The following is a 24,779-nucleotide window of genomic DNA, read 5'->3' as shown; positions in this document are numbered from 1 at the left end:
CCCGCGCGATTTGTGCGGGCTTGTCTTTGGCACAAAGTCAATTTTGAATTATGGCTTCGACGTCTGACGTTGGCCGAACATCTGCGTAGCTGGCGGCCAAAGGTGCCATAATCGCAGCATGAACCATTGCGGACGGTGCGCTGACGCCATCGTGTTCCACGTCCGCTGCGGCGCAAGCGTCATGTGCAACCGTCACTTTAAAGCCCAGATCAACACCAGCGCGGACAGTCGCATCCACACACATTTGGCTCATCGCGCCACAGATCACGAGGTGCTCAATCCCTGCTTCTCGTAACAATTGCTCAAGTTTCGTGCCGACAAAACTGTTCGGCCGAGCCTTCTCAACAACGACTTCGCCGGCCATTGGGGCAACGCTGTTATGAAGTTCTGCACCTTTGGAGTTCGGATGGAAAAACGGGGCCGCATCTGACGCCATGACATGTTTTACATGGATCACTTTCATGCCGGTGCCACGCGCTGCTGCAAGCAGGTTTGCCGCCTTTTGCGACGCACCATCCATGCCCGGAAGTGGCATCTTACTTCCGTTGAAGCTGGGGAAATAGTCGTTCTGAATATCTATCAAGAGCAAGGCAGGTTTGGTCATTTTGTTCTCATTTCAAGACTTGTTTGGTTCGTAAGACCATTTACTGCGTGATATCTTATGGGTACGATTGGCAGAAACGCCAATCCAAGTGCCAGATATGCCAATAGTCACCATCATCGCCTATGAAGGCGCACAGAAATCCGCACTGCATGGGCTTGGCGAGTTATTCGATGTTGCCAACAGGCTTGTCGACGAAGGCGCCGGTCAGCAAATACACCACCAGGTTTTGACGCCATCCGAGCTTGGAAACGCAGAACGTACCGATGCGCTAATCCTCCCGCCAAATTTAACAGGGCGAAGGGGGGATAATGACCAGCATCTACACCGTTGGATAATGCACCAGCATCTTGCAGGAACGATCATTTGCTCTGCCTGCGCAGGAGGGTTCTGGCTGGGCCATTCTGGCATTCTAGACGGTCGTCCCGCCACAACACATTGGGCGCTTGAGGCAGATTTCAGGTCACAATTCCCCAAAGTTCACCTGACCCCAGAGCATATCCTGGTGGATGACAATGACATTGTAACCGCCGGTGGTGTGATGGCCTGGATAGATTTGGGGGTCCATCTCATTGGCCGTTGGCTCGGCCCAACTGTTGTTTCGCAAACCTGCCGGCAAATGCTCATTGATCCAACAGGTCGAGAGCAACGCAACTATCGCTCTTTTAGCCCCAACATGGCCCATCAGAACCAACCCATCCGAGCATTGCAAATCTGGATGGAAGGCCATGTGGCGGCCGATCTTTCCGTTGACGCTCTTGCCGGTCAGGCGGGGCTTTCCGTGCGATCCCTACACCGCAAGTTTTCAAACAGCACGGGCCTTTCGGTGAATCGATATGTTCAAGAGTTGCGCGTCGAAAAAGCGAAAGGGCTGCTCGAACTCACCGCCCTTAGTGTGAGCGAAATTTGCTGGCAGGTTGGGTATCAGGATGTTTCCGCGTTCAACCGTCTCTTCAAGTCCACGACGGGACTTAGCGCCGGGGAATATCGGCACCGTTTTCGAATTCACCCCGTTTGAAAGATGAGACAACGGTCAATGCGACCACAGCCACACAGGCCCAGATTGTCCGCAAACGGCTACGGCTCCCAAACTCCCCCTAGCCTCCTCCCGCCCCCTCTGCCATATCTCCCACAACCAAGGAGACACCCATGACCCGCATCATCACTGCCCTATCTGAGATTTCCGCCAATTACGACGCGCTGTTTGTCGACTTGTGGGGCTGTGTGCACAACGGCATCACCGCGTTTGACGAGGCTGTGGCGGCGCTCAGAACCTACCGCGCAAACGGTGGGTTTGTGGTCCTCGTGACCAATTCGCCAAAACCGCGCGCGGGCGTGATGGCGCAGCTGCCCGAGTTTGGCGTGCCCTCCGATTGCTACGACACCATCGCCACCTCAGGCGACAGTGCGCGCGCGGCGATGTATACGGGTGCAGTGGGCAACAAGGTCTATTTCATGGGCGAATGGGACCGTGACGCCGGGTTCTTTGAACCAATGGACGTCATCGACAACCCCGTCGAAATCACCCGTGTCCCTGTGTCTGAGGCCGAAGGTATTGTCTGCTGTGGCCCGTTTGACCCGATGGCGGATCCTAAGACGTGGCGCGCGGATTTGATGATGGCAAAACAGCTGGGACAAAAGCTCCTCTGTGCCAATCCGGACATCGTCGTGGACCGTGGGGAAGACCGCGAATGGTGCGCGGGGGCCGTGGCCAAAATGTATACGGAAATGGGCGGCGAGAGCCTGTATTTCGGCAAGCCCCACCCACCGATTTATGACCTTGCCCGCCGTCGTATGCTGGCAGAGGGACGCGATGTGCGCGACACCCGCATTCTGGCCATCGGTGACGGCATCCACACCGACATTCGCGGGGCGCAAGGCGAAGACATCGATTCTCTTTTCATCACTGGCGGATTGGCACGCGAGGACACAGGCACCACAGATCAACCCGATCAAACGGCGCTAAGTGCCTTTGTGGAAAAGGAAATGATCACGCCGACCTTTGCGATTGGGTACCTGCGTTAACGGGGGATCCCGAGGCAAATGAACGCTTGCTTTCTGCAGCCGCGAAGTAATATTGTTGCCAAAATACGCAATCAAGCGTCCTTTTGTTGCTTACACGATTTTCCGGAGGCCTCCTATGCCCGACACCATCACCCGCGGCACCATCCACGCTGACGAGCTAGAAGTTGGCATGTGTCGCACCCTGACCAAAGAGATCACGGACCGCGATATTGAGCTGTTTGCCGAGGTCTCCACCGACCGCAATCCCGTGCATCTCGACGATGAGTATGCCCAAGGCACCATGTTCAAAGGCCGCATTGCCCACGGCATGTTGACCGCTGGCCTGATCTCCGCCGTGATTGGCGAACAATTGCCCGGCCACGGCACCATCTACATGGGGCAACACCTCGCGTTCAAAGCCCCCGTGCGCCCCGGTGACGTGGTCACGGCTGAGGTCACTGTGATGGAGGTGGACCCGGTGAAAGGTCGCGCCACGCTAAAGACCGAATGCCTTGTGGATGGCAAAGCGGTGCTGACCGGCGAGGCCAAAGTTCTCGCCCCGCGTCGCAAGAGTTGATCGCCCAAACCGCGCCGATCGCACGCGCGGGCTTGCACGCCCCCGCATTGGGCGGTAAGGCAGCGATATGCGCATCATTCGAGACTATCAATTCGCAGAAAAATCCGATCGCGGCGCGTCCGTTGCGATTGGTAATTTTGATGGGGTCCACCTGGGCCACCAATATGTGATCGACCTTGCCCGCAAAGAGGCTGACGCCCTTGGCGCGCCTTTGGGGATCATGACGTTTGAACCGCATCCGCGCGAATATTTCGCACCGAAATCCCCGCCTTTCCGTCTCATGGGATCCGAAGCCCGCGCGCACCGATTAGAGAAGGTTGGGGTTGAGCGGCTTTATGAACTCAGCTTCAATGACACCCTGTCCGCGCTGACCCCACGCGAGTTTGCACAGGATGTGATTGTCGACGGGTTAGGGTTGAAACACGTCGTTGTGGGCGCGGATTTCTGCTTTGGTCAGGGACGCGCCGGAAGCGCCGATGATCTGACCGCTTTGGGAAAAGAACTTGGCTTTGGCGTCACCATCGCCCCGCTGCTGTCTGATGACGTGGGCGAGGTCAGCTCCACCGCGATCCGTCAGGCTTTGGGCGATGGTCGCCCGCAAGACGCCGCGCGCATGTTGGGCCATTTGCACCGCATCGAAGGCGAAGTGATCCGTGGCGATCAGCGTGGCCGCGATCTGGGCTTTCCCACCGCAAATATGTCCATCGCCGGGCTGCACCCGCCCAAATTTGGCGTTTATGTGGTTGAGATTGAAATCCTGACCGGGCCACATAAAGGCACCTATGGCGGCGCGGCATCCATGGGGACACGCCCGATGTTTGGCGAGAATATACCCAATCTTGAAAGCTTCATCTTTGATTTCAAAGGTGACATTTACGGCGAACATTTGTCCGTCGCCCTCATCGACTATCTGCGCCCCGAAGAGGTTTTTGACAGCCTTGAGGCGCTGATCACACAGATGAACGCCGATTGTGACAAAGCGCGCGAGATCCTCGCGGCGCGTTGAACTGAGGTCAAACCATGATCAGACATGTGGTGTTTTTTACAGCCCGCGACGCCAAAGACCGCGACACGATCTATGACGGGCTGGCCATTCTCGAACAAAACCCACATGCCCGCTTTTTGGAAGTCGGCCGCAATCTGGCCACCGACCCCATTCCCGGTGCGGTGCCTGATTTTGTGGTTTATGGCGAGTTTGAGGATGAGGCCGCGCTTTCCGCCTTCAAAGCCCACCCGATTTATCAAAAATCCATCGACATCGTGCGCCCTTTGCGTGATTTGCGCATGTCTGCCGATTTCCTTTCCCGCAAAGACAGCTAAGGTGACGCGATGACCGAACCACTTCGCAAAAAATTCTGGACCCGCCCACTGGCCGACTTGAATGCTTCTGAATGGGAAGCGCTTTGTGATGGCTGTGGCAAATGCTGTCTGAACAAAATCGAAGATGAAGACAGCGGCGAGGTGGTTTTCACCCGCGTTGCCTGCCGCCTTTTGGACAATGAAAGCTGCCAATGTGCGCAATATGACATCCGCCTGCAATTTGTGCCGGAATGCATTGTCCTCAGCCGGAAAAACATCAGCGACATCGCCTATTTCATGCCCGCCAGCTGCGCCTATCGCCTGCGTCACGAAGACAAACCTCTGGCCGATTGGCACCCGCTGATTGCCGGTGGGCCGGAACGCATGCACGCCGAAGGGCGGTCGGTCAAAGGCTGGACCATCCCTGAATTTGAAGTCGACGAAGACGACTGGGAAGACCATTTAATCGAGGAACCACACTGATGTTTTTTGCCTCTGACAACACCGGCCCGGTGCACCCAAAAATCCTCGAAGCCATTGTAAACGCAAGCGATGGCTATGCCATGCCCTATGGTGCTGACGATCTGAACACGCAGGTCACCGCCCAAATTCGCGCGTTGTTTGACGCGCCCGATGCCGCTGTTTATCTGGTCGCCACAGGCACCGCTGCCAACGTGCTGTCCCTGGCCACACTGACCCAACCGTTTGAAACCATCTTCTGCACGCCAGAGGCCCATATCCACGAAGATGAATGCAACGGCCCAGAGTTCTTCACCGGCGGGGCCAAGCTGACACTCGTGCCATCTGTGAACGCCAAAATGACGCCAGATAGCCTTCGCGCCTCCATCGCGGGCGAAGAAACGCGCGGCGTTCATGGCCCAGCCCGTGGCCCAGTGTCGATCACAAATGTCACCGAACGCGGCACGGTCTATTCGGTGGCTGAACTTTCCGCCCTGACCAAGGTCGCCAAAGACTTCGGCCTTGCCACCCATCTTGACGGCGCGCGCTTTGCCAATGCCGTGGTCGCGCAGAACTGCACCCCCGCTGAAATGACATGGAAAGCCGGCATTGATGTGGTCAGCTTTGGCGGCACCAAAAATGGCTGCATGGGCGTCGAGGCGGTGATCTTCTTTGATCCCAAACACGCCCGAGAATTTGAACTGCGCCGCAAACGTGGCGCGCATCTTTTCTCAAAACACCGCTTCCTCTCGGCCCAAATGCTGGCCTATCTCAAGGATGGCCTCTGGCTGGATCTGGCCCGCCAAGCAAATGGTGCCAATGCCCGTCTTGCCCGCGGGCTAAAACAACTTCCCGACGCGACTTACCAATTTGAACCAGAGGCAAACATCAGCTTTGCCGGCTGGTCGCGCGCAGGCCATCAACGCCTTCATGATGCGGGGGCTTCTTATTACGTGTGGAACGACGATCTGATCGGCGTTGACCCCGATGAAATCCTCACCGCGCGCATGGTGGCCGATTGGTCGATGAGCGATGAAAACGTTGACCAGTTCCTAGACCTGATCCGCGCCTAACTTTTCCTTTTTCCATAAATATCCTCGCCGAAGGCAAGAAATTCGCGCGTCAGCGCGACGGCAAGCGAGGAGCCGTCCCCAGAAAATCATGAAGGGCACGCGCAACCTGCGCGGGATGCGTGATCGGCGCCATATGCCCCGCCCCCTCAATGACCACCCGCCGTACATCCGGAAGGCGCGCTTCAAATACATCGTGAATGGCGGCAATGATCGCGGGCGAGGTTGCCCCCTCGATCAAGAGACACGGCATTTCCAAGACCTCAAGCGCACCGGGCGCAACCTGTCCGTGCACATCGTCATGCGTTACGTTTTTCGCCACCGGGATCAGGTCAATCCGCGCCGCCATGTCGTTGCGCATCCGTTCGGGCACCGCCTGCCACGGGGTGCCATTGCCCCAAAGGTCATTGAACAATCGCGCAGCTTCGTCTTTGTCCCCTGCCCGCATTGCATCAGCGAACGGACCTTCCATATAAGCGGTGTTTTCTGCAAACAGCGGGTCGGTTTTGACAGCGGCGAACAACACCGGTTCAATCAACGTCAGACTGCGCACCCGATCCGGGGCGACTTGTGCCAAACGCAACGCAATCGTCGCACCAAAGCTGTGACCGACCAAATCCACCGGCCCTGCTGCCTCGGCCGCCAAAAGCGCCAAAGCCCAAGACAAGGCGAGATCTTGATAGTTCCGCGACCGATCTGCGACATCATAAGGCGCTGATTTCCCATGCCCCGGAAGATCCATCATCAACATCGACAGATCCCCCGAAAGCACCTTTGCCACACCACGCCACGCGCCCAGATGGGCCAGCGAACAGTGCAGAAAAAGCGCCTCTGGGGCCGCGCTTGTGGCGGGCCCCAGACGGGTCCAATGAATGTCGGCCATTTCCGGTTTGGGGGGCGTCGATTGGGGCTGTGTCATGCCCCGTTTATCAGCGTGCGCCCAGATGGGCGTCAAGCAGATGCAGGCGATCTTGCCCCCAGAACCTTGCGTCATCTTCGGTGATATAAAACGGCGAGCCAAAGACCCCCGCCTTCACCGCCGCATCCGTGTTTGCGGCATAGGTGTCAGCACCTTCCATCAACCCGCTCATGGTCAGACCGCGACTAAACCCATGCGCCTCAAGCTGATCACCAATCACGTCATCTTGGGCAATGTCTTTTTCCTCAGCCCAACAAGCCCGCATAAGGCCGTGCACCAAGGCGCCCAAATCTCCACCCCCTGCTTTTTGTGCGGCAATAATGGCGTAAGACGCGGGGGCTGGATTGGTGGGCCAGAAGGCGGGGTTGGGGTTCAGGTCAATCTCCAACTCTTTGGACCAACGCAGCAATTCCTGCATCCGGTATTCCATCCGACTGGCATGACGTTCGGCCGGTTTCACCCCCCCGGTGCGTTCAAATATCGCCATAATGTCCATTGGCTTATAGGTGACATTTACGCCGTGCTTTCCGGCGATCTCTTCCAGCCGTGTGCCCGCCAAATAGGCCCAAGGCGACAACACTGTGAAATAATAGTCTATATGTCTCAAGATTCATCCTCCTGCGGTCATCTTGACCCTATTAAGGAATCTAACGCGGTGGTAAGGGGTGTCAACGTCACGATTCTGTCATACCGAACACCCTGGGGACTGCTTCATGCCACCGCTCACCGAACCAAAACTGATTTCTGGAAATGCCAACCCACAGCTTGCGGGGGCGGTTGCGAAACGTATGTCGCTGCACCGTGGCGAACGTGTTGGACTGGTCGACGCCCGCGTCGAACGCTTTAACGACGGCGAAGTTTTCGTCGAGGTTTATGAAAACGTCCGCGGCGAGGATATGTTCATTATCCAGCCGACGTCCAATCCAGCGAATGACAACCTGATGGAGCTGCTGATCATCTCAGACACGCTGCGTCGCTCATCCGCCGCGCGTATCACCGCCGTGATCCCCTATTTCGGCTATGCCCGTCAGGATCGTCGCACCAAAGCGCGCACCCCGATTTCCGCCAAACTGGTCGCAAATATGATTGCCCAATCCGGCATCGAACGCGTGCTGACCATGGACCTTCATGCCACGCAGATCCAAGGGTTTTTCGACATCCCCGTGGACAACCTTTATGCAAGCCCAGTGTTTGCGCTGGACGTGAAACACCACTTTAAAGATTGCCTTGAAGACGTGATGGTGATCTCGCCTGATGTTGGCGGTGTGGCGCGCGCGCGCGAACTGGCCAAACGCATCAACGCCCCTCTTGCGATCGTCGATAAACGTCGCGAAAAAGCAGGCGAAATTGCGGAAATGACCGTGATTGGTGATGTAACCGGCAAGCGTTGTATCATCGTCGATGACATCTGTGACACCGCAGGTACGCTTTGCAAAGCCGCCGAAGTTCTGATGGAAAAAGGCGCACAAGAAGTGCACGCCTATATCACCCATGGCGTCATGTCCGGCCCCGCGGTGGAACGCGTGACCAATTCGGTCATGAAGTCGCTTGTGCTGACAGATTCCATCGCCCCAACCGAGGCTGTGGAAAACGCACCAAACATTCGCATCGTGCCCACCGCACCGATGTTTGCCCAAGCGATCCAAAACATCGCAGGCGGCATGTCCGTGTCTTCCTTGTTTGATCACGGCACGCTAGAGCCCCTTTACGAAGGCATGTATTCCTGAGGTAATTCAAATCCTTAGGCCAAATACCAAAGGGCCCCTCGGGGCCCTTTTTGCTGCTCAGTCTGGACATCCTGACCTAGTCCACATCCCAATTGTCCGGGTCGCTCATTCCCCCCAGCGCCAGCCAATCGGCGCGGATGCGTGCCACGCGCGTATCGCCCCAAGTGCGAAACACAATCTCGAACCCCTCGTGTGAAATATGCTCCGCGGTGATGTCTGCACGCTGATTGGTATCGCCGGAAATATCCCACATCGACATGCTCACCTGAACCACGGGCAGTTCGTCAAACCGGGCATCAAAGCTCACAGCCGCGCGGAATTCACGCGGGCCGCTGCCGGTCCACATCTCGCCATCATGCTCGAAATCCGAGAACAAAACACGGCTGCCTTGTTCAATCCCAAGCCGATTACGTTGAAAAATCCTCATGGTTGTATCCATCTTGCCTGTTTCGCCAGTAGGCCAAATAAAAACGGCTTTTTCAAGACGTTCCGCGATGTCTTAACCTTAGAAAGAACGGAAATGCCAGCGCCAGAAGCACCCCGGAAAACAAAAATGGTGCACCGGGCAGATAGTATGCGCCCGTGTCATCGGCGAAGGCTTGGAACAACCCGGTCATCACCACCGGGGCCACAACGGCCGAGATAGACCCTAACGAGGCAATCACCCCCTGCAACAGCCCCTGACGGTCATCCGACACCAGATTGGCCATGATCGCGGTCATCGTGGGCGGCGCCATATCCGATAAGGCGGCGATGAACAGAAAGCCGAACATCACGTAAACCGACGCCGTCAGCCCAAAAGTCAAAAAGGCGATAAGGGCGCAACCAACTGAAAACATAAGGGTTTTATACTCACCCAAGCGTGGGATCAGGATGCGCATCACGCCGCCTTGCGTGATCGCAATCGCGATGCCATACGCCGAAAGTGTCATGCCAATCAGCGCCGCATTCCAGCCAAACACCTCTTTGGTCCAGAACGCCCAAAGGGTGGGATAGACCATATTTGCGAACTCAAAAATGAACAAAAGCACCAGCGGCAAGCCCAGCCCCGGCAGGCGAAACGCATCAAGGATCGAGCTGAAGGGGTTGATGTCCCGGCGGGTGATCCGTCGCCGTTTTTCCGGGCTAAGGCTTTCTGGCAAAACGAAAATTCCGAACAGAACATTGACCCCGGCCAGCCCCGCGGCCAACCAAAACGGCGCGGTGATATGCCATGTGGCGACCAGCCCGCCGATCCCCGGCCCCACCACAAACCCGATGCCAAAGGCCGCCCCGATCAGGCCAAAGTTCGCCGCACGCTCTTCTGGTTTTGAGATATCCGACAGATATGCCGTGGCGGTGATATAGGTGCCGCCTGCAATCCCGGCCAGCGCCCGGCCCACCAGCAGCATCCAAAACCCGGTTGAAAGCGCCATGATCACATAGTCCACGACCAAGGCAAGAAGTGCGACAAGAAGAACTGGGCGACGACCATAAGCATCTGATATCCCACCAATAAACGGCGCAAACAGGAACTGCATCGCGGCATAGGACGCCATCAGGATACCGCCCCATATGGCGCCATCTGCGGTGCTGGCCGCGCCAACGCGTGCCATCAGATCCGGCATGATGGGAAAGACAATCCCGATCCCAATCGCATCCAAAAAAAGTGTCGCAAGAATAAACCAAAGGGCGGAACGGCTGTGCATGATAACCTCAATTAGAGCGTTTCTGGCTCACGTTGTATCGCTTGTTTGCGGCCTTTTCGCTTCGCTCAAATGCAAAACGCGATGACAGATGCTTCAATGAAAACTCGAAACGCATTAGATGCGGTCATCAGTGCCGAAATCAGCGCGCGGGGGCAATCAAAAACGCGCGGCATGGGGCGATGAAACTGTAAACTCTTTAAAGATTTGGATCGCAAAACTGTAAACTCTTTAAAGGGGGTAAAAGGGGAAACTTTAATGTTTTTCACGACGGTCAGCCAAAACTTTAAACAGTTTAAAGTGCGGCCACGGCAGGTCGGTTGCTGCAAATTCGCCCTTGCCGCACAGCCGGTGTTCGCTTGGCTCAGGCTCGGGGTCCGTTCGGGCGCATAATCAACCGCCGCCGTAAGATTGCGCCGGCGCACTTCCCCCTGATGCACATCCAGTCACACACCGGGGACCTGCTTTTCGAACCGGCGGAACAGCAAATTGATGCCCCCCGCGATCAACATGTAAAACACCGCCAGCAAAAGCAGCGGTTCATACACGATGAACGTGTCAGACCGCACGCGAGAGGACACCGAATAGATCTCGACCACGGTGATGGTTGCCACCAATGGTGTCGCCTTGAGCTGCAGGATCGTCTCCCCGCCAAGGGTCGGCAAGACGCTGCGAATGGCCTGCGGCAACCAGATCCGGCGAAAGGCGGTAAAGCGCGGCATCCCAAAGGCATTGGCGGCCTCAAGCTGGCCTTTGTTGACGCTGGCAAACGCACCGCGCATCACCTCGCCTTCATATCCCGCATATGACAGGGTCAGCGCCAGCACCGCATAGGGCCAGGCCTGACGCAAATAGGGCCACAGCTCGCTGCTGCGGATCCAGGGAATTTGCGGAAACAGCGACCCCAGCCCATAGTACAATAGCCAGATCTGAAGCAACAAAGGTGTTCCGCGGATCACCGTGCAAAACATTCTGGCTGGCATGGACAGATACCAAGGCCCAATCGCCTGTGCCAGACCAAGTGGCACGGCCAGCAAAAACCCCAGCACGCAGGTCACGACCAAGATCCAAATGGTGCGCCATAAGCCCTCTATTGCAAGGGGGGCATAGTCCGGGATCCAGTCCCAGCGCAAGGACACCGCACACCAAATCACCAGGGCGGCAAACAGCACAATCAGCACAATGCGGTGCGGTTGCATAAGGGCGCGCAGGGTCTTCATCGGCCCGTCCCCTTCAACGAGGGCTGCCCCCGGCGCGCCCATTTTTCAATACGCGCGAAAATCACGCCTGAGAACAATGTGACGATCAGGTAAAGCGCCCCAGCCGCCAGAAAAAAGGTGAAATAGGCCCGTGTGCTAGAGGCCGCCTGACGCGTTTCCAAGGTCAGTTCGCTAAAGCCAACGATGGCCAAAAGGGCTGTGTCTTTGGTGGCGATCAGCCACAGGTTGGCAAGCCCCGGCGTGGCGTAGGACATCATCGCCGGGATGGTGACGCGTCGCATCAACAACATGGGTGGCATGCCATAGGCGCGTGCCGCCTCGATCTGACCGGTGGGGACCGCTTGGATCGCGCCGCGCAGCACCTCGGTGGCATAGGCGCCTTGCACGATGCCCAACACCCAGATGCCCGCCACAACGCCGCTGATTTCCACCCGTCCATACCCCAAGGCCTGTGACACTTGATTGATCAGATCTGTACCGACGTAATAAAGGATCAGGATCAGAACCAATTCCGGCACCGCCCTGATCACAGTTGTATAAATGGCAAGGAGATCGCGAAGAACCACCCCGCCATAAAGTTTCCCTGACGCCCCGAAAAGCCCGATGATCAGCCCAAAGCCAAACGCGCCAAACGCGATTTGCAGCGAATTGACAAGGCCGCGCAGAAGGTTACCACCCCACCCCGGAGGGCTGAGCGACAACAGTTCCGCGCTTTTGGCCAAGCCAAGCGTTTCAAGGATCAGCTCCAAGACGAGACCTTATTCGCTGTAGATGCTGGTGGTGAAATACCGCGCGGTAATCGCCGCGTGGGTGCCATCCGCAAGGATCGCCGCAATGCCCGCATTCAGGCTTTCTCGAAGCGCATCATCCCCTTTGCGGATGCCCGCACCAACGCCCTTGCCCAGAATAGAAACGTCATTCGCAACTGGCCCTTTGATTTCGCAACAGGCCCCCGCATCCGAACCGACGAAATCCGCCATCGCGATGCTGTCAGCCTGCGTGGCGTCAATCCGGCCCGCAAACAGATCCTGGTTCGCTTCATCCTGTGTTTGGTAAACACGAATTTCGGCCGCGTCACCAAAATATGCATTGGCATAGGCCTGGTGAATGGTCGAGGCTTGGACGCCGATGATTTTGCCCGCCAATGAGGCTGGGGTCGGCGCGATATCCATAGATTTATCTGCCACAATCACGGCTGGCGTGTTGTAATAGGCGTCGCTGAAATCAATGGTTTTCAGGCGCTCTTCGGTGATCGACATTGAGGCCATGATCGCATCAATCTGTTGGCCCGTCAGCGACGGAATGATGCCATCCCATGCGACAGGTGTAATCACACAATCAAGCTTGGCCGCCGCACAGACCGCGTCAATCACTTCGATTTCCCAACCAACCCAGGTGCCGGACGCATCCAACGAAGCAAACGGAGGATAGGGTTCAGCGGCAATTCCGATTTTCACTTGATCAGCGGATGCCGCACCGGCCATCACCACTGTTGTCAGGCCAGCGGCCAATACTGTCTTGATCTTCATCTGTTATCTCCCATGTTGGTTTCGATATTAAATTAGCCGACCGTTTGCAGGAACTGCTTCAGTCGTGCGGATTTTGGATTGCCGAATAGCTCGGCCGGGGGGCCTTGTTCTTCGATGCGCCCTTCAAAAAGATAGACGACGTGGGTGGCCACCTCGCGGGCGAATTTCATTTCGTGGGTGACCAGCAACATCGTGCGCCCTTCTGCGGCCAGATCCCGAATAACCGTCAGCACTTCGCCCACCAGTTCCGGGTCCAGCGCGCTGGTGGGTTCGTCAAACAGCATCACGCTGGGGTCCACAGCAAGGGCGCGGGCGATGGCCGCACGCTGTTGCTGACCACCGGATAAAAACGAGGGGAATGTGTCGGCCTTATCGCCAAGCCCAACCCGATCCAAAAGAACCTTGGCCCGTTCAATCGCCGCGGCCCGCGGGACGTTCAGCACATAGACGGGCACCTCGATCACATTTTCAAGCAAAGTGCGATGTGTCCAAAGGTTAAACGCCTGAAACACCATGCCAAGCCGGGTGCGAATCCGTTCGATTTGTTTGCGATGAACCGGCGTGCCGTCCGCGCGCATCTGGATCTCTTCGCCATTGACCACAATCTGACCAGAGCTGGGGGTCTCTAGAAAATTGATGCACCTCAGGAAGGTGGATTTTCCCGATCCGCTGCCGCCAATAATCGCAACAACATCCCCCTTGTGGGCCGTCAATGAGACACCCTTCAGCACCTCTAGCGCGCCAAAGGATTTGTGCAAATCGGTCACGCGAATGGCTTCGCTTTGCGCGTCTGACACCTGATTTTCCTTGGCCGCCACATCTGACATTGCCATCAACTTCCCCATGTTCCGGCCCTGTTTTCCGGCCCTATTTTCTGGTCCCAGTTTTTGGTCCCACTGTCTGGCCCTATTTTGCGGCGCTATTTTCTGGGTTGTAGTAAGGCGTGAGTTCAGTAATTATGCAAGTGTATAATTAAATCTTTGAGGCACATGGTGACAAGAACCACTCCGAAATTCCGGCGCGAACCCGCAAAACAACGCAAAGAAGCCTTGATCGTTGCCGCCCTCGATTTGATCGCTGAACAGGGTGTTCGGGGTGCCACAGTGCGCGCAATCGCGGAACGTGCGGATGTGACCCAAGGTTTGATTCGGCATCACTTCTCATCAAAAGAAGATTTAATTTCGGCGGCTTACACATATCACATGAGCCATATGACCAATCTGACCGCGTCTTTGAACGTGCCCGACGACGCCCCCGCCGTGGGGCGATTGGCGGCGTTTGTGACGGCGGGTTTGTCGCCCCCGGTTGTTGACCCCAGCTCGGTCATGCTGTGGGCCAGTTTTCTAAACAAGGTCCGCGAAGATACGCGCATGCGTGAGATCCACGAGCAAACATACCATGACTTTCGCGATCGGCTCGAAGCCCTGATTGCGGACGCCTTGGACGAGGCGACGATCGCCACCGCCCCAGAAAAACTGCGCCATCTCGCCATTGCCTGCAATGCCGTCATCGACGGCTTGTGGATGGAAGGCGGCGCGCTTCCGGGGGCCTTTAAACCGGGCGAACTGCCTGAAATCGGCTTGCGCTCGGTGGGTGCAATCATCGGATTAGAACTGCAAAACACAGGATGTCAGTCATGAGAAATACTGAAATCACGGCCCGCCTGTCAGGGTTGGGTGGGGCCAAATGGGAAGTCAATTTAAAGGCAAAAGACCTGATCGCCCAAGGCCGGGACGTCATCGACGTGACCATTGGCGAGCCGGATGTGCCGACCCCAACCCCGTTGATTGATGCCGCGGAAACCGCGATGCGCGCGGGGCGCACAACCTATTCCAACGGGCGCGGCGAAGCGGGGCTTCGCGCGGCGCTGGCCGACCGTTACAGCCAAAGATCCGGTCGCACGATCAGCGCCGATCAGGTGATGTGTTTTCCCGGCACGCAGACATCGCTTTTTGCGGTGCTCATGGGCGTTGCTGAGGCCGGTTGCGAAGTGCTGGTTGGGGATCCGATGTATGCCACATACGAAGGTGTAATCCGTGCCAGCGGCGCCGATATGGTGCCGGTGCCCTTGCGCCCCGAAAACGGGTTTCGCATCGGCGCCGATGATATCGCCGCGCGGATCACGCCCAAAACCACCGCGCTTCTTTTGACGACGCCACATAATCCCACCGGGTCCATCCTGACCGAGGCGGACATTGACGCGATTGGCGCCTTGGCGGTGAAACACGACCTGTGGATCATATCGGATGAGGTTTATGAAGAGTTGATTTTCGACGGATCACGTTTTGTCTCGCCCTTGTCGCGGCCAGAGCTTGCGGACCGGGTGATTGTGGTCTCGTCGATCTCGAAATCACACGCCGCACCGGGATTTCGCAGCGGGTGGTGCGTGGGGCCAGCCGCCTTCACCGAAGCCTTGTTGCCCCTGTCTGAAACCATGTTGTTTGGCAACCAGCCGTTCATCGCCGATATGACCGAAAAGGCCATTCGCGACGGGTCAGAGGTGGCACCGGGCATGCGCAAGCGCTATGCGGCGCGGGCAGAAACTCTTGCCAGCCGTCTGGCGGAACACAGCAGCCTGAAGGTTCACCAACCGAACGCCGGAATGTTTGCCATGATCGACGTGTCCTCGACCGGATTAAGTGGCAACACTTATGCGCTTCATCTGCTGGAACACGGAAATGTGGCGGTCATGCCTGGATCCTCGTTCGGCACCACGCTTGACGGATGGGTGCGGATCGCGTTGACGGTTGATGATGAAATCTTTGACAGCGCCTGTGATCGGATCATCCAGCACGCGGCCCAATTGCAATTGGAAACCGCATGACCAGCATTGGCGAGGCACTGGTTGCCCATTTGACCGCGCGCGGTGTCGACTGTGTGTTTGGCATCCCCGGCGTGCATACAATCGAGCTTTATCGCGGGCTCGCGGCCTCCTCTATTCGTCATGTCACCCCGCGGCACGAACAGGGGGCCGGGTTTATGGCGGATGGCTATGCGCGCACGTCCGGCAAACCGGGGGTGGCTTTTGTGATCACCGGTCCCGGCCTGACCAATACGCTGACGGCCATGGGACAAGCCCGCGCCGATAGCGTGCCGATGCTGGTGGTGTCGGGGGTAAACGCCACCGACAGTCTGGGCAAAGGCCTGGGCCATTTGCACGAATTACCAGATCAGCAAGCTTTGGCCCGAACGGTGGCTTTGGTGTCGGAACGGGTGGAATGTGCGGATGATTTGGCGCCTGCATTGGACAGCGCCTTTGCCCCCTTTCGGTCTGGGCGTCCGGGGCCAACCCACGTCGAGATCCCCCTGGACGTTGCAGGAGCAGAGGCGCCCCAACCGCCCCTCCTCGTGCCGTCTAACGGCGCACCACCCGTCGATGCCGCAAAGATCAAACAGGCGGTACAGATGATTTCAAACGCCCGCGCGCCCGTCATTCTGGCCGGCGGTGGGACGCGCCATGCCGCCAGGCAGCTTCGGGCATTTGCCGAAAAACTGGGGGCCCCGGTTGTGCAAACCGTCAATGCCCGTGGGGTTTTATTTGATCACCCGCTGGGCATTCCGGCCAGCCCAAGCCTGACCGCGGTGCGCGCGTTGATCGAGGCATCGGATCTTGTTCTGGCGTTCGGCACCGAGCTGGGTCAAACCGATTACGACATGTATGCCACCGGTGTGATGCCGCAGATCAACACCTTGATCCGCGTTGATCGCTGCGCCGAGCAGCTTGCCCGCCACAGGGCCGATTTGACAATTTTGGGGGATACGGCGGAGGTGCTGGACGTGCTGACCTCGCAGCTTGCGGCCCCGCGCGCAAACACAGGTGGAGCCGCGCGAGCCGCCCAGACGCGCAACGCCGCCTTTGACGAACTTGGGCCGGAGATGCGTGCGCTCTCCGAAATTCTTAATGCCGCAAGAGACGCCGTGCCGAACGCGATTTTTGTGGGCGATTCTGCCTATCCGATCTATGCGGGCAATCTTTATTACGACCATGATCGACCGGGGGGCTGGTTCAATGCGGCCACTGGGTTTGGTGCGCTTGGCTACGGTATTCCGGCCGCAATTGGGGCAGCGATCGCGGAGCCCTCGGCGCGGGTTATCTGTATTTCCGGCGATGGCGGAGCGCAATTCAGCTTGCCTGAAATGATGTGCGCCGTTGATGAAAACCTGCCCATTACTTTTGTGATTTGGAACAACCATGGCTATCAGGAAATCGCAACCTCGATGCAGGCCGTTGATGTGACGGTTGTCGGCTGCGACCCAACGCCCCCGGATTTTGAACATATCGCCAACGCCCACGAGATGCCGTTCTGGCGCTGTGGCGATGACGCAAAGGCGATCGCCTCGGCGCTGTCTTCTGCAACATCGCACGACGGACCAACCTTAATCGAAATTCGCGCGCCGAATGTGGCACGCCCCGGTTACGAAACGAGCCCCCAATGACCCATCCAAGTTTTGAATTTTCACACGCCATCACCCGCCGTCCTTCGGCCAGTATCATCGACGGGCTGCGCGCCGAAGACATAGGCGTACCGGATCTTGACCAGATGCTGGCGGACCATGCCCATTATGTCGCGACCCTGAAACGGACGGGGGCCAAGGTGATCGAACTGCCGCCGCTGGATGCCTTTCCGGACGCTGTATTTGTTGAGGATACCGCGCTGTGTTTGCCGCAAGGGGCGATCCTGATGCGGCCCGGCGCACCGAGCCGCATGGGGGAAGTGGCCGAAATGGAACCCGCCCTGCGTGCGGTCTATCAAGATGTGCGTCAGATCACTGGACCGGGGCATATCGAAGGCGGGGATATTCTGGTGACGGGGCGCGAGGTCTTGGTTGGCCGGTCGGACCGAACCGATGCGGCGGGTGTTGCGGAACTGGCCGAGATTGTCGCCGAATGGGGGCATGCGCTGCGCGAAGTTTTCACCCCGCCCGGCGTGTTGCATTTCAAGACCGATTGCTCGTTGCTGAACGAAGACACCATCCTGTCGACGCGGCGCTTGGATGCGTCGGGGTGTTTTGAGGGCTACCGTGTTTTGCATGTCGCCGAGGGCGAAGAACCCGCGGCCAACAGCATTCGGTTCAACCAATATGTGCTCTGCCCAGCGGGGTTCCCGCGCACAGCAGAGATGCTGGACAAGGCCGGGTTTGACGTGGTCACAATCAACAACTCGGAATGTGCCAAGCTTGATGGTGGCATGTCATGTTTGTCGCTGCGGTTCTAAGACAGCCGGTGTTACGGCGCGGGTCACGGGCCGCCGACCGGGCAGGCCAGATTATGTCATAAAAAAAGCCCCACCAAACGGCGGGGCTTTTTCGTGTCTTGTGATCGTGGATCAGCTGTTCGCGTTCAGGCCCAGTTCGCTTGCCATTGCCGCGATGTCCACGGTGCGTTTGGCGAGGGCGTCCAGGTTTTCAGCGGTCGCATTTGAAGATGCGTCAGCGGCGTCTTGAACAAAGCTGTTCACCACGTCTTGCGTCATCTCGGCCACTGGAACGGCGCGTTCAGCCAGAACCGACATACCGGTTGCGGACACTTCGGCGAAGCCCCCGGACACGGCGAAATCGGCGTTGCCTTCGGGGCTTTCCACACGAACGATGCCGGGGCGAAGCGTTGTGATGGTTGGCGCGTGGTTCGGCATGGCGGTCATATCGCCATCGGCACCCGGCAGCTGAACTGCGGTGGCCTGCAGTGACGCGAGGCGGCGCTCGGGCGACACCAGATCGAATTGCATCGTATCAGCCATTTTGGGTCTCCTTAAAGATGGTCGGGGGTGGGCAGGCCCACCCCGTCACGGTCCCAGATTAAGCAGCGTCAGCCGCCATTTTCTCGGCTTTGGCGATCACGTCGTCGATGCCGCCAACCATATAGAAGGCGCCTTCGGGCAGGTGATCATATTCGCCAGCGACAACCGCTTTGAACGAGCTGATTGTGTCTTCCAAAGGCACCTGAACACCGTCAGAACCGGTAAACACTTTCGCAACGTCGAAGGGCTGGCTGAGGAAGCGTTCGATCTTACGAGCGCGCGCAACGGTCAGTTTGTCTTCTTCGCTGAGTTCGTCCATGCCGAGAATGGCGATGATGTCTTGCAGCGATTTATAGCGCTGAAGGATCTGTTGAACGTCGGTGGCCACTTTGTAGTGCTCGTCGCCGATCACCAGCGGATCAAGCAGACGCGAGGTCGAACCAAGTGGGTCCACAGCCGGGTAGATGCCTTTTTCCGAAATCGAACGATCGAGAACGGTGGTTGCATCAAGGTGCGCAAACGAGGTGGCCGGTGCAGGGTCGGTCAAGTCATCCGCAGGAACATACACGGCCTGAACCGAGGTAATCGAACCTGATTTGGTGGATGAAATGCGTTCTTGCATCGCGCCCATGTCGGTCGCCAGGGTCGGCTGATAGCCCACCGCCGAAGGAATACGGCCCAGAAGCGCCGAAACCTCGGAACCCGCTTGGGTAAAGCGGAAGATGTTGTCCACGAAGAACAGAACGTCCGAACCGGTGTCGTCACGGAATTGTTCCGCCAGGGTCAGACCTGACAGGGCAACCCGCATACGTGCCCCGGGAGGCTCGTTCATTTGGCCGTAAACCAGCGCAATTTTCGATTTTTCCAGGTCATCAGGAACGATAACACCGGATTCGATCATTTCGTGGTAAAGGTCGTTGCCTTCACGGGTCCGTTCACCAACGCCCGCAAACACAGACACACCAGAGTGTACTTTTGCGATGTTGTTGATCAGTTCCATGATCAAAACTGTTTTACCCACGCCGGCACCGCCGAACAGACCAATTTTACCACCTTTGGTGTAAGGGGCCAGCAGGTCGATAACCTTAATGCCGGTGGTCAGGATTTCAGTTTCAGTTGACTGTTCGTCAAACGCAGGTGCGTCGCCGTGAATGGGGCGGCTGTCTTTGGTTTCGACAGGACCTTTTTCATCAACGGGCTCGCCGATGACGTTCAGGATGCGACCCAAAGTTGCGTTGCCAACTGGGACCGAGATCGGCGCGCCAGTGTCGGTGACGGCTTGACCGCGAACCAGACCTTCGGATGCGTCCATAGCGATACAGCGCACGGTGTTTTCACCGAGGTGCTGTGCCACTTCCAGAACCAGTGGGTTACCATTGTTTTCGGTGCTCAGGGCGTTCAGAATTTCGGGGAGTGCATCCTCGAACTGAACGTCCACAACGGCGCCAATCACCTGGGTGATCTTACCTTTAGCGTTAGCCATTGTCGTTTCTCCGGTTTCTCTTAGAGCGCCTCAGCGCCCGAAATGATTTCGATAAGTTCGTTGGTGATCACGGCCTGACGCGAACGGTTAAACTGAATGGTCAGCTTGTCGATCATGTCACCAGCGTTACGGGTTGCGTTGTCCATGGCGGCCATACGCGAACCCTGCTCTGAGGCAGCGTTTTCCAAAAGGGCCGAAAAGACCTGCGTGGCGACGCCGGATGGCAGAAGCGTTGCGAGGATACCCTCTTCGGATGGTTCATAATCATAGATCGTCGAGGCGCTTGCACCGTCATCCGCGGCATCAAAGCTGGCCGGAATAACTTGCGTAGCGGTCGGGATCTGGCTGATCACGCTTTCGAACTTGTTGTAGAAGATCGTTGCCACGTCGAACTCACCCTCGTTGAAACGATGGATAAGGTCATTGGCAATGCTCAGCGCGTTTGAATAGCCAACGTTGCGCACGCCCGACAGATCCACATGGTCAACCATCTGGTCTTCGAATTCGCGCTTCATCTGCTCGCGGCCTTTTTTACCAACGGTCAAAAGCTTGACCGTTTTGCCGTTTGCCAAAAGCTCTTCAATGCGCGCACGCGCCATTTTAACGATCGACGAGTTGAAGCCACCGCAAAGGCCGCGTTCGGCGGTCATGACCACAATCATGTGGACCTGATCGGAACCTGAACCTGCGAGCAGTTTAGGGGCGTTGCCACCCCCGCCCGACGCGGCCGCCAACCCACCCAGAACGGCGTTAAACCGTTCTGCATAGGGACGACCCGCCTCGGCCGCTTCTTGCGCCCGCCGCAATTTTGCGGCGGCCACCATCTGCATGGCCTTCGTGATCTTACGAGTGTTTTTCACACTCTCGATCCGGTTTTTGAGGTCCTTAAGGTTGGGCATGGTTCTATGCCCCCTTAAGCGAAGTCAGCGGCGAACGCGTCCAGCGCAGCTTTGACTTTGTCCTCAAGCTCACCTTTAACCTTACGGTCATTGTTGGTGATATCGTCCAGAAGGTCAGCGTGCTTGGAACGCAGGTGGTTCAAGAGGCCAGTTTCAAAACGACCAACCGAGGTCAGCTCTACTTTGTCCAGGTAACCGTTGGTGCCTGCGTAGATCACGCAAACAATCTCGGCGTTGGTCAGCGGCGAATACTGCGCCTGTTTCATCAGTTCGGTCAGACGCGCACCACGGTTCAGCAATTGCTGGGTCGAGGCGTCGAGGTCGGAACCAAACTGCGCAAAGGCAGCCATTTCGCGGTACTGAGCAAGCGACAGTTTAACCGGGCCAGCAACCGAAGACATCGCTTTGGTTTGCGCCGAGGAGCCAACGCGCGACACCGACAGACCGGTGTTCACAGCAGGACGGATCCCTTGGTAAAACAGTTCAGTTTCCAAGAAGATCTGACCGTCGGTGATCGAAATCACGTTGGTTGGAATAAACGCGGAAACGTCGCCACCTTGGGTTTCAATCACGGGCAGCGCGGTCAAGGAACCGGAACCGTAATCTTCGTTCAGTTTTGCCGAACGTTCCAGAAGGCGCGAGTGAAGATAGAAAACGTCACCAGGGTAGGCTTCACGACCGGGTGGACGACGCAGCAAAAGCGACATCTGGCGGTAAGACACAGCTTGCTTTGACAGATCATCATAGATGATCAGCGCGTGGCGGCCGTTGTCACGGAAGTGTTCAGCCATTGCGGTCGCAGCATAGGGTGCCAGGAACTGCATTGGGGCCGGGTCAGAAGCGGTGGCAGCCACAACGATCGAATATTCAATCGCGCCGCTTTCTTCCAGTTTCTTCACCAGCTGTGCCACGGTCGAACGCTTTTGGCCGATCGCAACATACACACAGTAAAGTTTCTTGCCTTCATCGTCGCCAGCGGCTTCGTTGTAGGATTTTTGGTTCAGGATGGCGTCGAGGGCCACAGCGGTTTTACCCGTTTGGCGGTCGCCAATGATAAGTTCGCGCTGGCCACGGCCAATTGGGATCATCGCGTCAACCGACTTAAGGCCAGTTGCCATCGGTTCGTGAACCGATTTACGCGGGATGATGCCCGGTGCTTTCACGTCGGCAACGGAACGCTTGGACGTTTTGATCGGGCCTTTGCCGTCGATCGGGTTGCCAAGGCCGTCTACGACGCGACCCAAAAGTTCATCACCGGTTGGAACGTCAACGATGGCGTTGGTCCGTTTAACGGTGTCGCCTTCTTTAATGTCGCGGTCCGAGCCGAAGATAACAACACCAACGTTGTCTGCTTCGAGGTTCAAGGCCATTCCGCGGATACCACCGGGGAATTCGACCATCTCACCTGCTTGGATGTTGTCCAGACCATACACACGCGCGATACCGTCACCGACGGACAACACGCGGCCAACTTCGGCCACTTCGGCGTCTTGGCCAAAGTTTTTGATCTGGTCCTTAAGGATCGCAGAAATTTCTGCTGCTTGGATACCCATTATCCGACCTCTTTCATGGAATTCTGCAATGCATCAAGCTTCGCTTTGATCGACGTATCGATCATCCGCGAACCCACTTTCACAACGAGACCGCCGATGAGATCCTCATCCACGGCCACATTAACCTTCACATCCTTGCCAATGGACGCTTTCAGCGATTTGGCAAGTTTGTCTTGTTGCGCCTTGGTCATGGCTTTGGCTGCGGTGACCTCTGCGGTCACCTCACCTTTGTCCTCAGCAATTGCGGCACGAAGGGCAGCAACCAGTTGAGGCAAAGCAAACAAACGTCGTTTCTGGGCCATAAGACCCAGCACGTTTGCCACCATTGGCGAAAGTTTCATTTGTTTGGCGATGGCACCAACGCCCGCACCCTGTTCATCACGGGTATAGACCGGTGACGTGATCAGGTTACGGAAATCCGCACTATCGGCGAGAACAGCTTCAAGGGCATCAAGATCCCCTTCCACGGCTTTCAGTTTCTTACCCTCTTTGGCCAATTCAAAGACGGCTGTGGCATAACGCTGGGCAATGCCAGTTGAAATCGAGACTGGTTCGGACACGTCCACCCTTCCGATGTCTGAGCCCCTTCGAAATCTGCCGGGTGGCAAATCGGGGCGGCCTAAGTGATGCCGCGTTCTTCGCGTGTCATCTAAATCGCGTCGGGGTGTAACAGGGAAAACCCTTCGTCGCAACAGGGATGAACGGGTTTAACGCCAACATAAGCAGTGATTTTTTTGCCGTTCCCGGGTGAGAGTGGGCCAGATGCCTTTGGGCATAGGATAATTCGGCAAACCTGTGGCGTATGAACGTGGCGATGTTTATTGGATACAATTGCATACCGAAACCATTTCTCAGGTTAATAACTCGCGTAAATGGTCCGTTTCCATCGAAAACACCCGCCTTTTCGCCCTTCAACGACACAAAAACGACGTGTGATTCTATTTTGTTCGGTGGCTGAAACAGGTGACAGCGGTAGTGTGAAACGGATTGGCCGTGAGGGTGAAGACAAGCGGATCGGGCGCGCAGGTGATTGCATTTTCAGAGGCGCAGAAAACATCGTCTCCTTGATGAACCATTTGCGTCAGGCCGGGGAACTGCCAGTCTGCGCAATTTCACCTGACCGACGACGCAGATCCCCACCCTTACGCCCCCGGCAGTTTTGACGCCGAGGGTTCGGGCACGCCCATCCCCTCAAGCACTTTCAGTGGACGGCGGACGGCTTGCGCCAGTTTGGGGCGTTTGGGGGCGGGGATTTGTTTGGAGACTTCGACCATCAGCACACCGCCGCCCATCACGATGGGCAATTGCTGGCCGACACGCTCCCAGAACGCGCCGGTTTTTAACCAGAAGCGGCGCGAGGATGGCGGTTGGTAAAGCGCAGATAGGTGGCGTTCGACCTTAAACCCATAGGCCTTCAATTGCCCCTCAAGTTGCCCCGCCGAATAGGGGCGCCCAAAACCAAACGGTGTTTTGTCAGAGCGCGCCCAAAGCCCGGCGCGATTGGGCACAACAAAAAGCGCGCGGCCACCGGGGCCAAGCACGCGGTAAATCTCATCCAGCACAAAGATCGGGTTTTCCGAAGTTTCCAGCCCGTGCATCACCACCAGCTTATCCACCACACCGGTTTCCAGCGGCCAGATCGTTTCTTCCACCAAGGCCGACACATTGGCCATGCCCGCGGGCCAAGGCATCACCCCTTGGGGCGCAGGCATCAAGCCAATCACCCGGCGCGCGGTCGGCAGATACGGGCGCAGCAAAGGCACGGCAAAGCCAAAGCCCACCACCGTCTGCCCCTTGCTGCGGTCCGGCGGCCACAGCGCCATCACTTTATCACGCACAGATTTCTGCGCCGAGCGCCCAAGGGTGCTGCGGTAATAGAAATTGCGAAGATCTTGCACATCAAGATGCATGAACCGACCTCAGCCTCAAAGACTGCCCCAATTTGAGCGGCGCAGGCGCACCGCGATAAACGCTGGCTTTGATCCCCTCAAAAGGAAGATCTCTTGCGGGCAGTTT

Annotated in this window: 27 protein-coding genes; 12 read left to right on the top strand and 15 right to left on the bottom strand. The window is 57.1% G+C overall.

Annotated elements, in window-relative coordinates; translation table 11 throughout:
* Positions 1-37: 37 nt before the first annotated feature.
* The gene (locus tag KKW20_RS05280) at positions 38-604 is read right to left on the bottom strand and encodes a cysteine hydrolase family protein (RefSeq protein ID WP_214566754.1); all 567 of its coding nucleotides are present in this window, start codon (positions 602-604) and stop codon (positions 38-40) included.
* 97 nt (positions 605-701) lie between these two features.
* Between KKW20_RS05280 and KKW20_RS05275 the strand changes: the two genes are divergently transcribed.
* The 7 genes from KKW20_RS05275 to KKW20_RS05245 all read left to right on the top strand — a co-directional run bounded on the left by KKW20_RS05275 (position 702) and on the right by KKW20_RS05245 (position 6,013).
* Complete coding sequence (locus tag KKW20_RS05275) at positions 702-1,619, top strand: GlxA family transcriptional regulator (protein ID WP_214566750.1); 918 nt, start codon at positions 702-704, stop codon at positions 1,617-1,619.
* A 131-nt stretch (positions 1,620-1,750) separates the two neighbouring features.
* Positions 1,751-2,626 (top strand): TIGR01459 family HAD-type hydrolase, encoded by an 876-nt coding sequence (locus tag KKW20_RS05270; RefSeq protein ID WP_214566749.1) that lies wholly within the window; start codon positions 1,751-1,753, stop codon positions 2,624-2,626.
* 115 nt (positions 2,627-2,741) lie between these two features.
* The gene (locus tag KKW20_RS05265) at positions 2,742-3,182 is read left to right on the top strand and encodes a MaoC family dehydratase (RefSeq protein ID WP_214566747.1); all 441 of its coding nucleotides are present in this window, start codon (positions 2,742-2,744) and stop codon (positions 3,180-3,182) included.
* Positions 3,183-3,249: 67 nt separating this feature from the next.
* On the top strand, positions 3,250-4,188 hold the full coding sequence (locus KKW20_RS05260; protein WP_214566745.1) for a bifunctional riboflavin kinase/FAD synthetase: 939 nt from the start codon (positions 3,250-3,252) through the stop codon (positions 4,186-4,188).
* Between the two features lie 14 nt (positions 4,189-4,202).
* Positions 4,203-4,502, top strand: a complete 300-nt coding sequence (locus tag KKW20_RS05255) for a Dabb family protein (RefSeq protein WP_214566740.1) — start codon at positions 4,203-4,205, stop codon at positions 4,500-4,502.
* Between the two features lie 9 nt (positions 4,503-4,511).
* Positions 4,512-4,964: a YcgN family cysteine cluster protein gene (locus KKW20_RS05250; RefSeq protein WP_214566738.1), complete on the top strand. Its 453-nt coding sequence runs from the start codon at positions 4,512-4,514 to the stop codon at positions 4,962-4,964.
* Complete coding sequence (locus KKW20_RS05245) at positions 4,964-6,013, top strand: threonine aldolase family protein (protein WP_214566736.1); 1,050 nt, start codon at positions 4,964-4,966, stop codon at positions 6,011-6,013. The genes KKW20_RS05250 and KKW20_RS05245 overlap by 1 nt, the downstream gene beginning before the upstream one ends.
* 49 nt (positions 6,014-6,062) lie before the next feature.
* Here KKW20_RS05245 and KKW20_RS05240 read toward each other — a convergent pair whose 3' ends face one another.
* Together KKW20_RS05240 and KKW20_RS05235 are read right to left on the bottom strand one after the other, a co-directional pair.
* Entirely contained in the window at positions 6,063-6,929 is an 867-nt protein-coding gene (locus KKW20_RS05240; RefSeq protein WP_246534455.1) for an alpha/beta fold hydrolase, read from the bottom strand.
* 10 nt (positions 6,930-6,939) lie between these two features.
* Complete coding sequence (locus KKW20_RS05235) at positions 6,940-7,536, bottom strand: 2-hydroxychromene-2-carboxylate isomerase (protein WP_214566734.1); 597 nt, start codon at positions 7,534-7,536, stop codon at positions 6,940-6,942.
* Between the two features lie 106 nt (positions 7,537-7,642).
* Here KKW20_RS05235 and KKW20_RS05230 point away from each other — a divergent pair, with 106 nt between their 5' ends.
* Entirely contained in the window at positions 7,643-8,656 is a 1,014-nt protein-coding gene (locus tag KKW20_RS05230; RefSeq protein WP_214566732.1) for a ribose-phosphate pyrophosphokinase, read from the top strand.
* 76 nt (positions 8,657-8,732) lie between these two features.
* Here the strand turns inward: KKW20_RS05230 and KKW20_RS05225 are convergent, their stop codons facing one another.
* The 6 genes from KKW20_RS05225 to KKW20_RS05200 form a co-directional block, all read right to left on the bottom strand.
* The gene (locus tag KKW20_RS05225; RefSeq protein ID WP_214566730.1) at positions 8,733-9,083 is read right to left on the bottom strand and encodes an H-type lectin domain-containing protein; all 351 of its coding nucleotides are present in this window, start codon (positions 9,081-9,083) and stop codon (positions 8,733-8,735) included.
* 52 nt (positions 9,084-9,135) lie between these two features.
* Positions 9,136-10,344 carry an MFS transporter gene (locus tag KKW20_RS05220; RefSeq protein WP_214566728.1) on the bottom strand — a complete coding sequence of 403 codons (1,209 nt, stop codon included), beginning with the start codon at positions 10,342-10,344 and terminating at the stop codon, positions 9,136-9,138.
* A 443-nt stretch (positions 10,345-10,787) separates the two neighbouring features.
* Complete coding sequence (locus KKW20_RS05215; protein ID WP_214566726.1) at positions 10,788-11,561, bottom strand: ABC transporter permease; 774 nt, start codon at positions 11,559-11,561, stop codon at positions 10,788-10,790.
* Positions 11,558-12,310 (bottom strand): ABC transporter permease, encoded by a 753-nt coding sequence (locus KKW20_RS05210; RefSeq protein WP_214566724.1) that lies wholly within the window; start codon positions 12,308-12,310, stop codon positions 11,558-11,560. The genes KKW20_RS05215 and KKW20_RS05210 overlap by 4 nt, the downstream gene beginning before the upstream one ends.
* 9 nt (positions 12,311-12,319) lie before the next feature.
* Positions 12,320-13,090: a transporter substrate-binding domain-containing protein gene (locus tag KKW20_RS05205; RefSeq protein WP_214566722.1), complete on the bottom strand. Its 771-nt coding sequence runs from the start codon at positions 13,088-13,090 to the stop codon at positions 12,320-12,322.
* Between the two features lie 32 nt (positions 13,091-13,122).
* Positions 13,123-13,917 (bottom strand): ABC transporter ATP-binding protein, encoded by a 795-nt coding sequence (locus tag KKW20_RS05200; RefSeq protein WP_246534477.1) that lies wholly within the window; start codon positions 13,915-13,917, stop codon positions 13,123-13,125.
* 162 nt (positions 13,918-14,079) lie between these two features.
* Here KKW20_RS05200 and KKW20_RS05195 point away from each other — a divergent pair, with 162 nt between their 5' ends.
* From KKW20_RS05195 to KKW20_RS05180, 4 genes are read left to right on the top strand one after another with little or no spacing between them, the layout of a single operon-like run.
* Positions 14,080-14,730, top strand: a complete 651-nt coding sequence (locus tag KKW20_RS05195; protein ID WP_214566720.1) for a TetR/AcrR family transcriptional regulator — start codon at positions 14,080-14,082, stop codon at positions 14,728-14,730.
* Positions 14,727-15,914 carry a pyridoxal phosphate-dependent aminotransferase gene (locus tag KKW20_RS05190; RefSeq protein WP_214566717.1) on the top strand — a complete coding sequence of 396 codons (1,188 nt, stop codon included), beginning with the start codon at positions 14,727-14,729 and terminating at the stop codon, positions 15,912-15,914. Before KKW20_RS05195 ends, KKW20_RS05190 begins: the two co-directional genes overlap by 4 nt.
* Complete coding sequence (locus tag KKW20_RS05185) at positions 15,911-17,527, top strand: 5-guanidino-2-oxopentanoate decarboxylase (RefSeq protein WP_214566715.1); 1,617 nt, start codon at positions 15,911-15,913, stop codon at positions 17,525-17,527. The genes KKW20_RS05190 and KKW20_RS05185 overlap by 4 nt, the downstream gene beginning before the upstream one ends.
* The gene (locus tag KKW20_RS05180) at positions 17,524-18,306 is read left to right on the top strand and encodes a dimethylarginine dimethylaminohydrolase family protein (RefSeq protein WP_214566713.1); all 783 of its coding nucleotides are present in this window, start codon (positions 17,524-17,526) and stop codon (positions 18,304-18,306) included. Before KKW20_RS05185 ends, KKW20_RS05180 begins: the two co-directional genes overlap by 4 nt.
* A 111-nt stretch (positions 18,307-18,417) precedes the next feature.
* On the opposite strand, the gene KKW20_RS05175 is transcribed toward KKW20_RS05180, so the two are convergent.
* The 6 genes from KKW20_RS05175 to KKW20_RS05150 all read right to left on the bottom strand — a co-directional run bounded on the left by KKW20_RS05175 (position 18,418) and on the right by KKW20_RS05150 (position 24,673).
* Positions 18,418-18,828: a F0F1 ATP synthase subunit epsilon gene (locus tag KKW20_RS05175; protein WP_214566711.1), complete on the bottom strand. Its 411-nt coding sequence runs from the start codon at positions 18,826-18,828 to the stop codon at positions 18,418-18,420.
* 58 nt (positions 18,829-18,886) lie between these two features.
* Positions 18,887-20,311 (bottom strand): F0F1 ATP synthase subunit beta, encoded by a 1,425-nt coding sequence (gene atpD, locus KKW20_RS05170; protein ID WP_214566710.1) that lies wholly within the window; start codon positions 20,309-20,311, stop codon positions 18,887-18,889.
* Positions 20,312-20,331: 20 nt separating this feature from the next.
* A complete protein-coding gene (locus KKW20_RS05165) occupies positions 20,332-21,210 on the bottom strand; it encodes a F0F1 ATP synthase subunit gamma (RefSeq protein WP_214566709.1) in 879 nt (292 codons plus the stop codon).
* Between the two features lie 14 nt (positions 21,211-21,224).
* The gene (gene atpA, locus KKW20_RS05160) at positions 21,225-22,763 is read right to left on the bottom strand and encodes a F0F1 ATP synthase subunit alpha (RefSeq protein WP_214566704.1); all 1,539 of its coding nucleotides are present in this window, start codon (positions 22,761-22,763) and stop codon (positions 21,225-21,227) included.
* Entirely contained in the window at positions 22,763-23,323 is a 561-nt protein-coding gene (locus tag KKW20_RS05155; RefSeq protein ID WP_214566698.1) for a F0F1 ATP synthase subunit delta, read from the bottom strand. The genes atpA and KKW20_RS05155 overlap by 1 nt, the downstream gene beginning before the upstream one ends.
* Positions 23,324-23,905: 582 nt before the next feature.
* Entirely contained in the window at positions 23,906-24,673 is a 768-nt protein-coding gene (locus tag KKW20_RS05150; RefSeq protein WP_214566697.1) for a methyltransferase domain-containing protein, read from the bottom strand.
* Between the last annotated feature and the right edge of the window lie 106 nt (positions 24,674-24,779).

The sequence above is a fragment of the Aliiroseovarius lamellibrachiae genome (assembly GCF_018599245.1).
GTDB classification, from domain to species: Bacteria; Pseudomonadota; Alphaproteobacteria; order Rhodobacterales; family Rhodobacteraceae; genus Aliiroseovarius; species Aliiroseovarius lamellibrachiae.
This window is presented reverse-complemented; position numbering and strand designations above follow the sequence as displayed.

Coding starts and splice junctions, on each gene's coding strand:
- KKW20_RS05280 (WP_214566754.1), bottom strand. CDS start 604: ATGACCAAACCTGCCTTGCTCTTGATAGATATTCAGAACGACTATTTC.
- KKW20_RS05275 (WP_214566750.1), top strand. CDS start 702: ATGCCAATAGTCACCATCATCGCCTATGAAGGCGCACAGAAATCCGCA.
- KKW20_RS05270 (WP_214566749.1), top strand. CDS start 1,751: ATGACCCGCATCATCACTGCCCTATCTGAGATTTCCGCCAATTACGAC.
- KKW20_RS05265 (WP_214566747.1), top strand. CDS start 2,742: ATGCCCGACACCATCACCCGCGGCACCATCCACGCTGACGAGCTAGAA.
- KKW20_RS05260 (WP_214566745.1), top strand. CDS start 3,250: ATGCGCATCATTCGAGACTATCAATTCGCAGAAAAATCCGATCGCGGC.
- KKW20_RS05255 (WP_214566740.1), top strand. CDS start 4,203: ATGATCAGACATGTGGTGTTTTTTACAGCCCGCGACGCCAAAGACCGC.
- KKW20_RS05250 (WP_214566738.1), top strand. CDS start 4,512: ATGACCGAACCACTTCGCAAAAAATTCTGGACCCGCCCACTGGCCGAC.
- KKW20_RS05245 (WP_214566736.1), top strand. CDS start 4,964: ATGTTTTTTGCCTCTGACAACACCGGCCCGGTGCACCCAAAAATCCTC.
- KKW20_RS05240 (WP_246534455.1), bottom strand. CDS start 6,929: ATGACACAGCCCCAATCGACGCCCCCCAAACCGGAAATGGCCGACATT.
- KKW20_RS05230 (WP_214566732.1), top strand. CDS start 7,643: ATGCCACCGCTCACCGAACCAAAACTGATTTCTGGAAATGCCAACCCA.
- KKW20_RS05225 (WP_214566730.1), bottom strand. CDS start 9,083: ATGAGGATTTTTCAACGTAATCGGCTTGGGATTGAACAAGGCAGCCGT.
- KKW20_RS05220 (WP_214566728.1), bottom strand. CDS start 10,344: ATGCACAGCCGTTCCGCCCTTTGGTTTATTCTTGCGACACTTTTTTTG.
- KKW20_RS05215 (WP_214566726.1), bottom strand. CDS start 11,561: ATGAAGACCCTGCGCGCCCTTATGCAACCGCACCGCATTGTGCTGATT.
- KKW20_RS05205 (WP_214566722.1), bottom strand. CDS start 13,090: ATGAAGATCAAGACAGTATTGGCCGCTGGCCTGACAACAGTGGTGATG.
- KKW20_RS05200 (WP_246534477.1), bottom strand. CDS start 13,917: ATGTCAGATGTGGCGGCCAAGGAAAATCAGGTGTCAGACGCGCAAAGC.
- KKW20_RS05195 (WP_214566720.1), top strand. CDS start 14,080: ATGGTGACAAGAACCACTCCGAAATTCCGGCGCGAACCCGCAAAACAA.
- KKW20_RS05190 (WP_214566717.1), top strand. CDS start 14,727: ATGAGAAATACTGAAATCACGGCCCGCCTGTCAGGGTTGGGTGGGGCC.
- KKW20_RS05185 (WP_214566715.1), top strand. CDS start 15,911: ATGACCAGCATTGGCGAGGCACTGGTTGCCCATTTGACCGCGCGCGGT.
- KKW20_RS05180 (WP_214566713.1), top strand. CDS start 17,524: ATGACCCATCCAAGTTTTGAATTTTCACACGCCATCACCCGCCGTCCT.
- KKW20_RS05175 (WP_214566711.1), bottom strand. CDS start 18,828: ATGGCTGATACGATGCAATTCGATCTGGTGTCGCCCGAGCGCCGCCTC.
- atpD (WP_214566710.1), bottom strand. CDS start 20,311: ATGGCTAACGCTAAAGGTAAGATCACCCAGGTGATTGGCGCCGTTGTG.
- KKW20_RS05165 (WP_214566709.1), bottom strand. CDS start 21,210: ATGCCCAACCTTAAGGACCTCAAAAACCGGATCGAGAGTGTGAAAAAC.
- atpA (WP_214566704.1), bottom strand. CDS start 22,763: ATGGGTATCCAAGCAGCAGAAATTTCTGCGATCCTTAAGGACCAGATC.
- KKW20_RS05150 (WP_214566697.1), bottom strand. CDS start 24,673: ATGCATCTTGATGTGCAAGATCTTCGCAATTTCTATTACCGCAGCACC.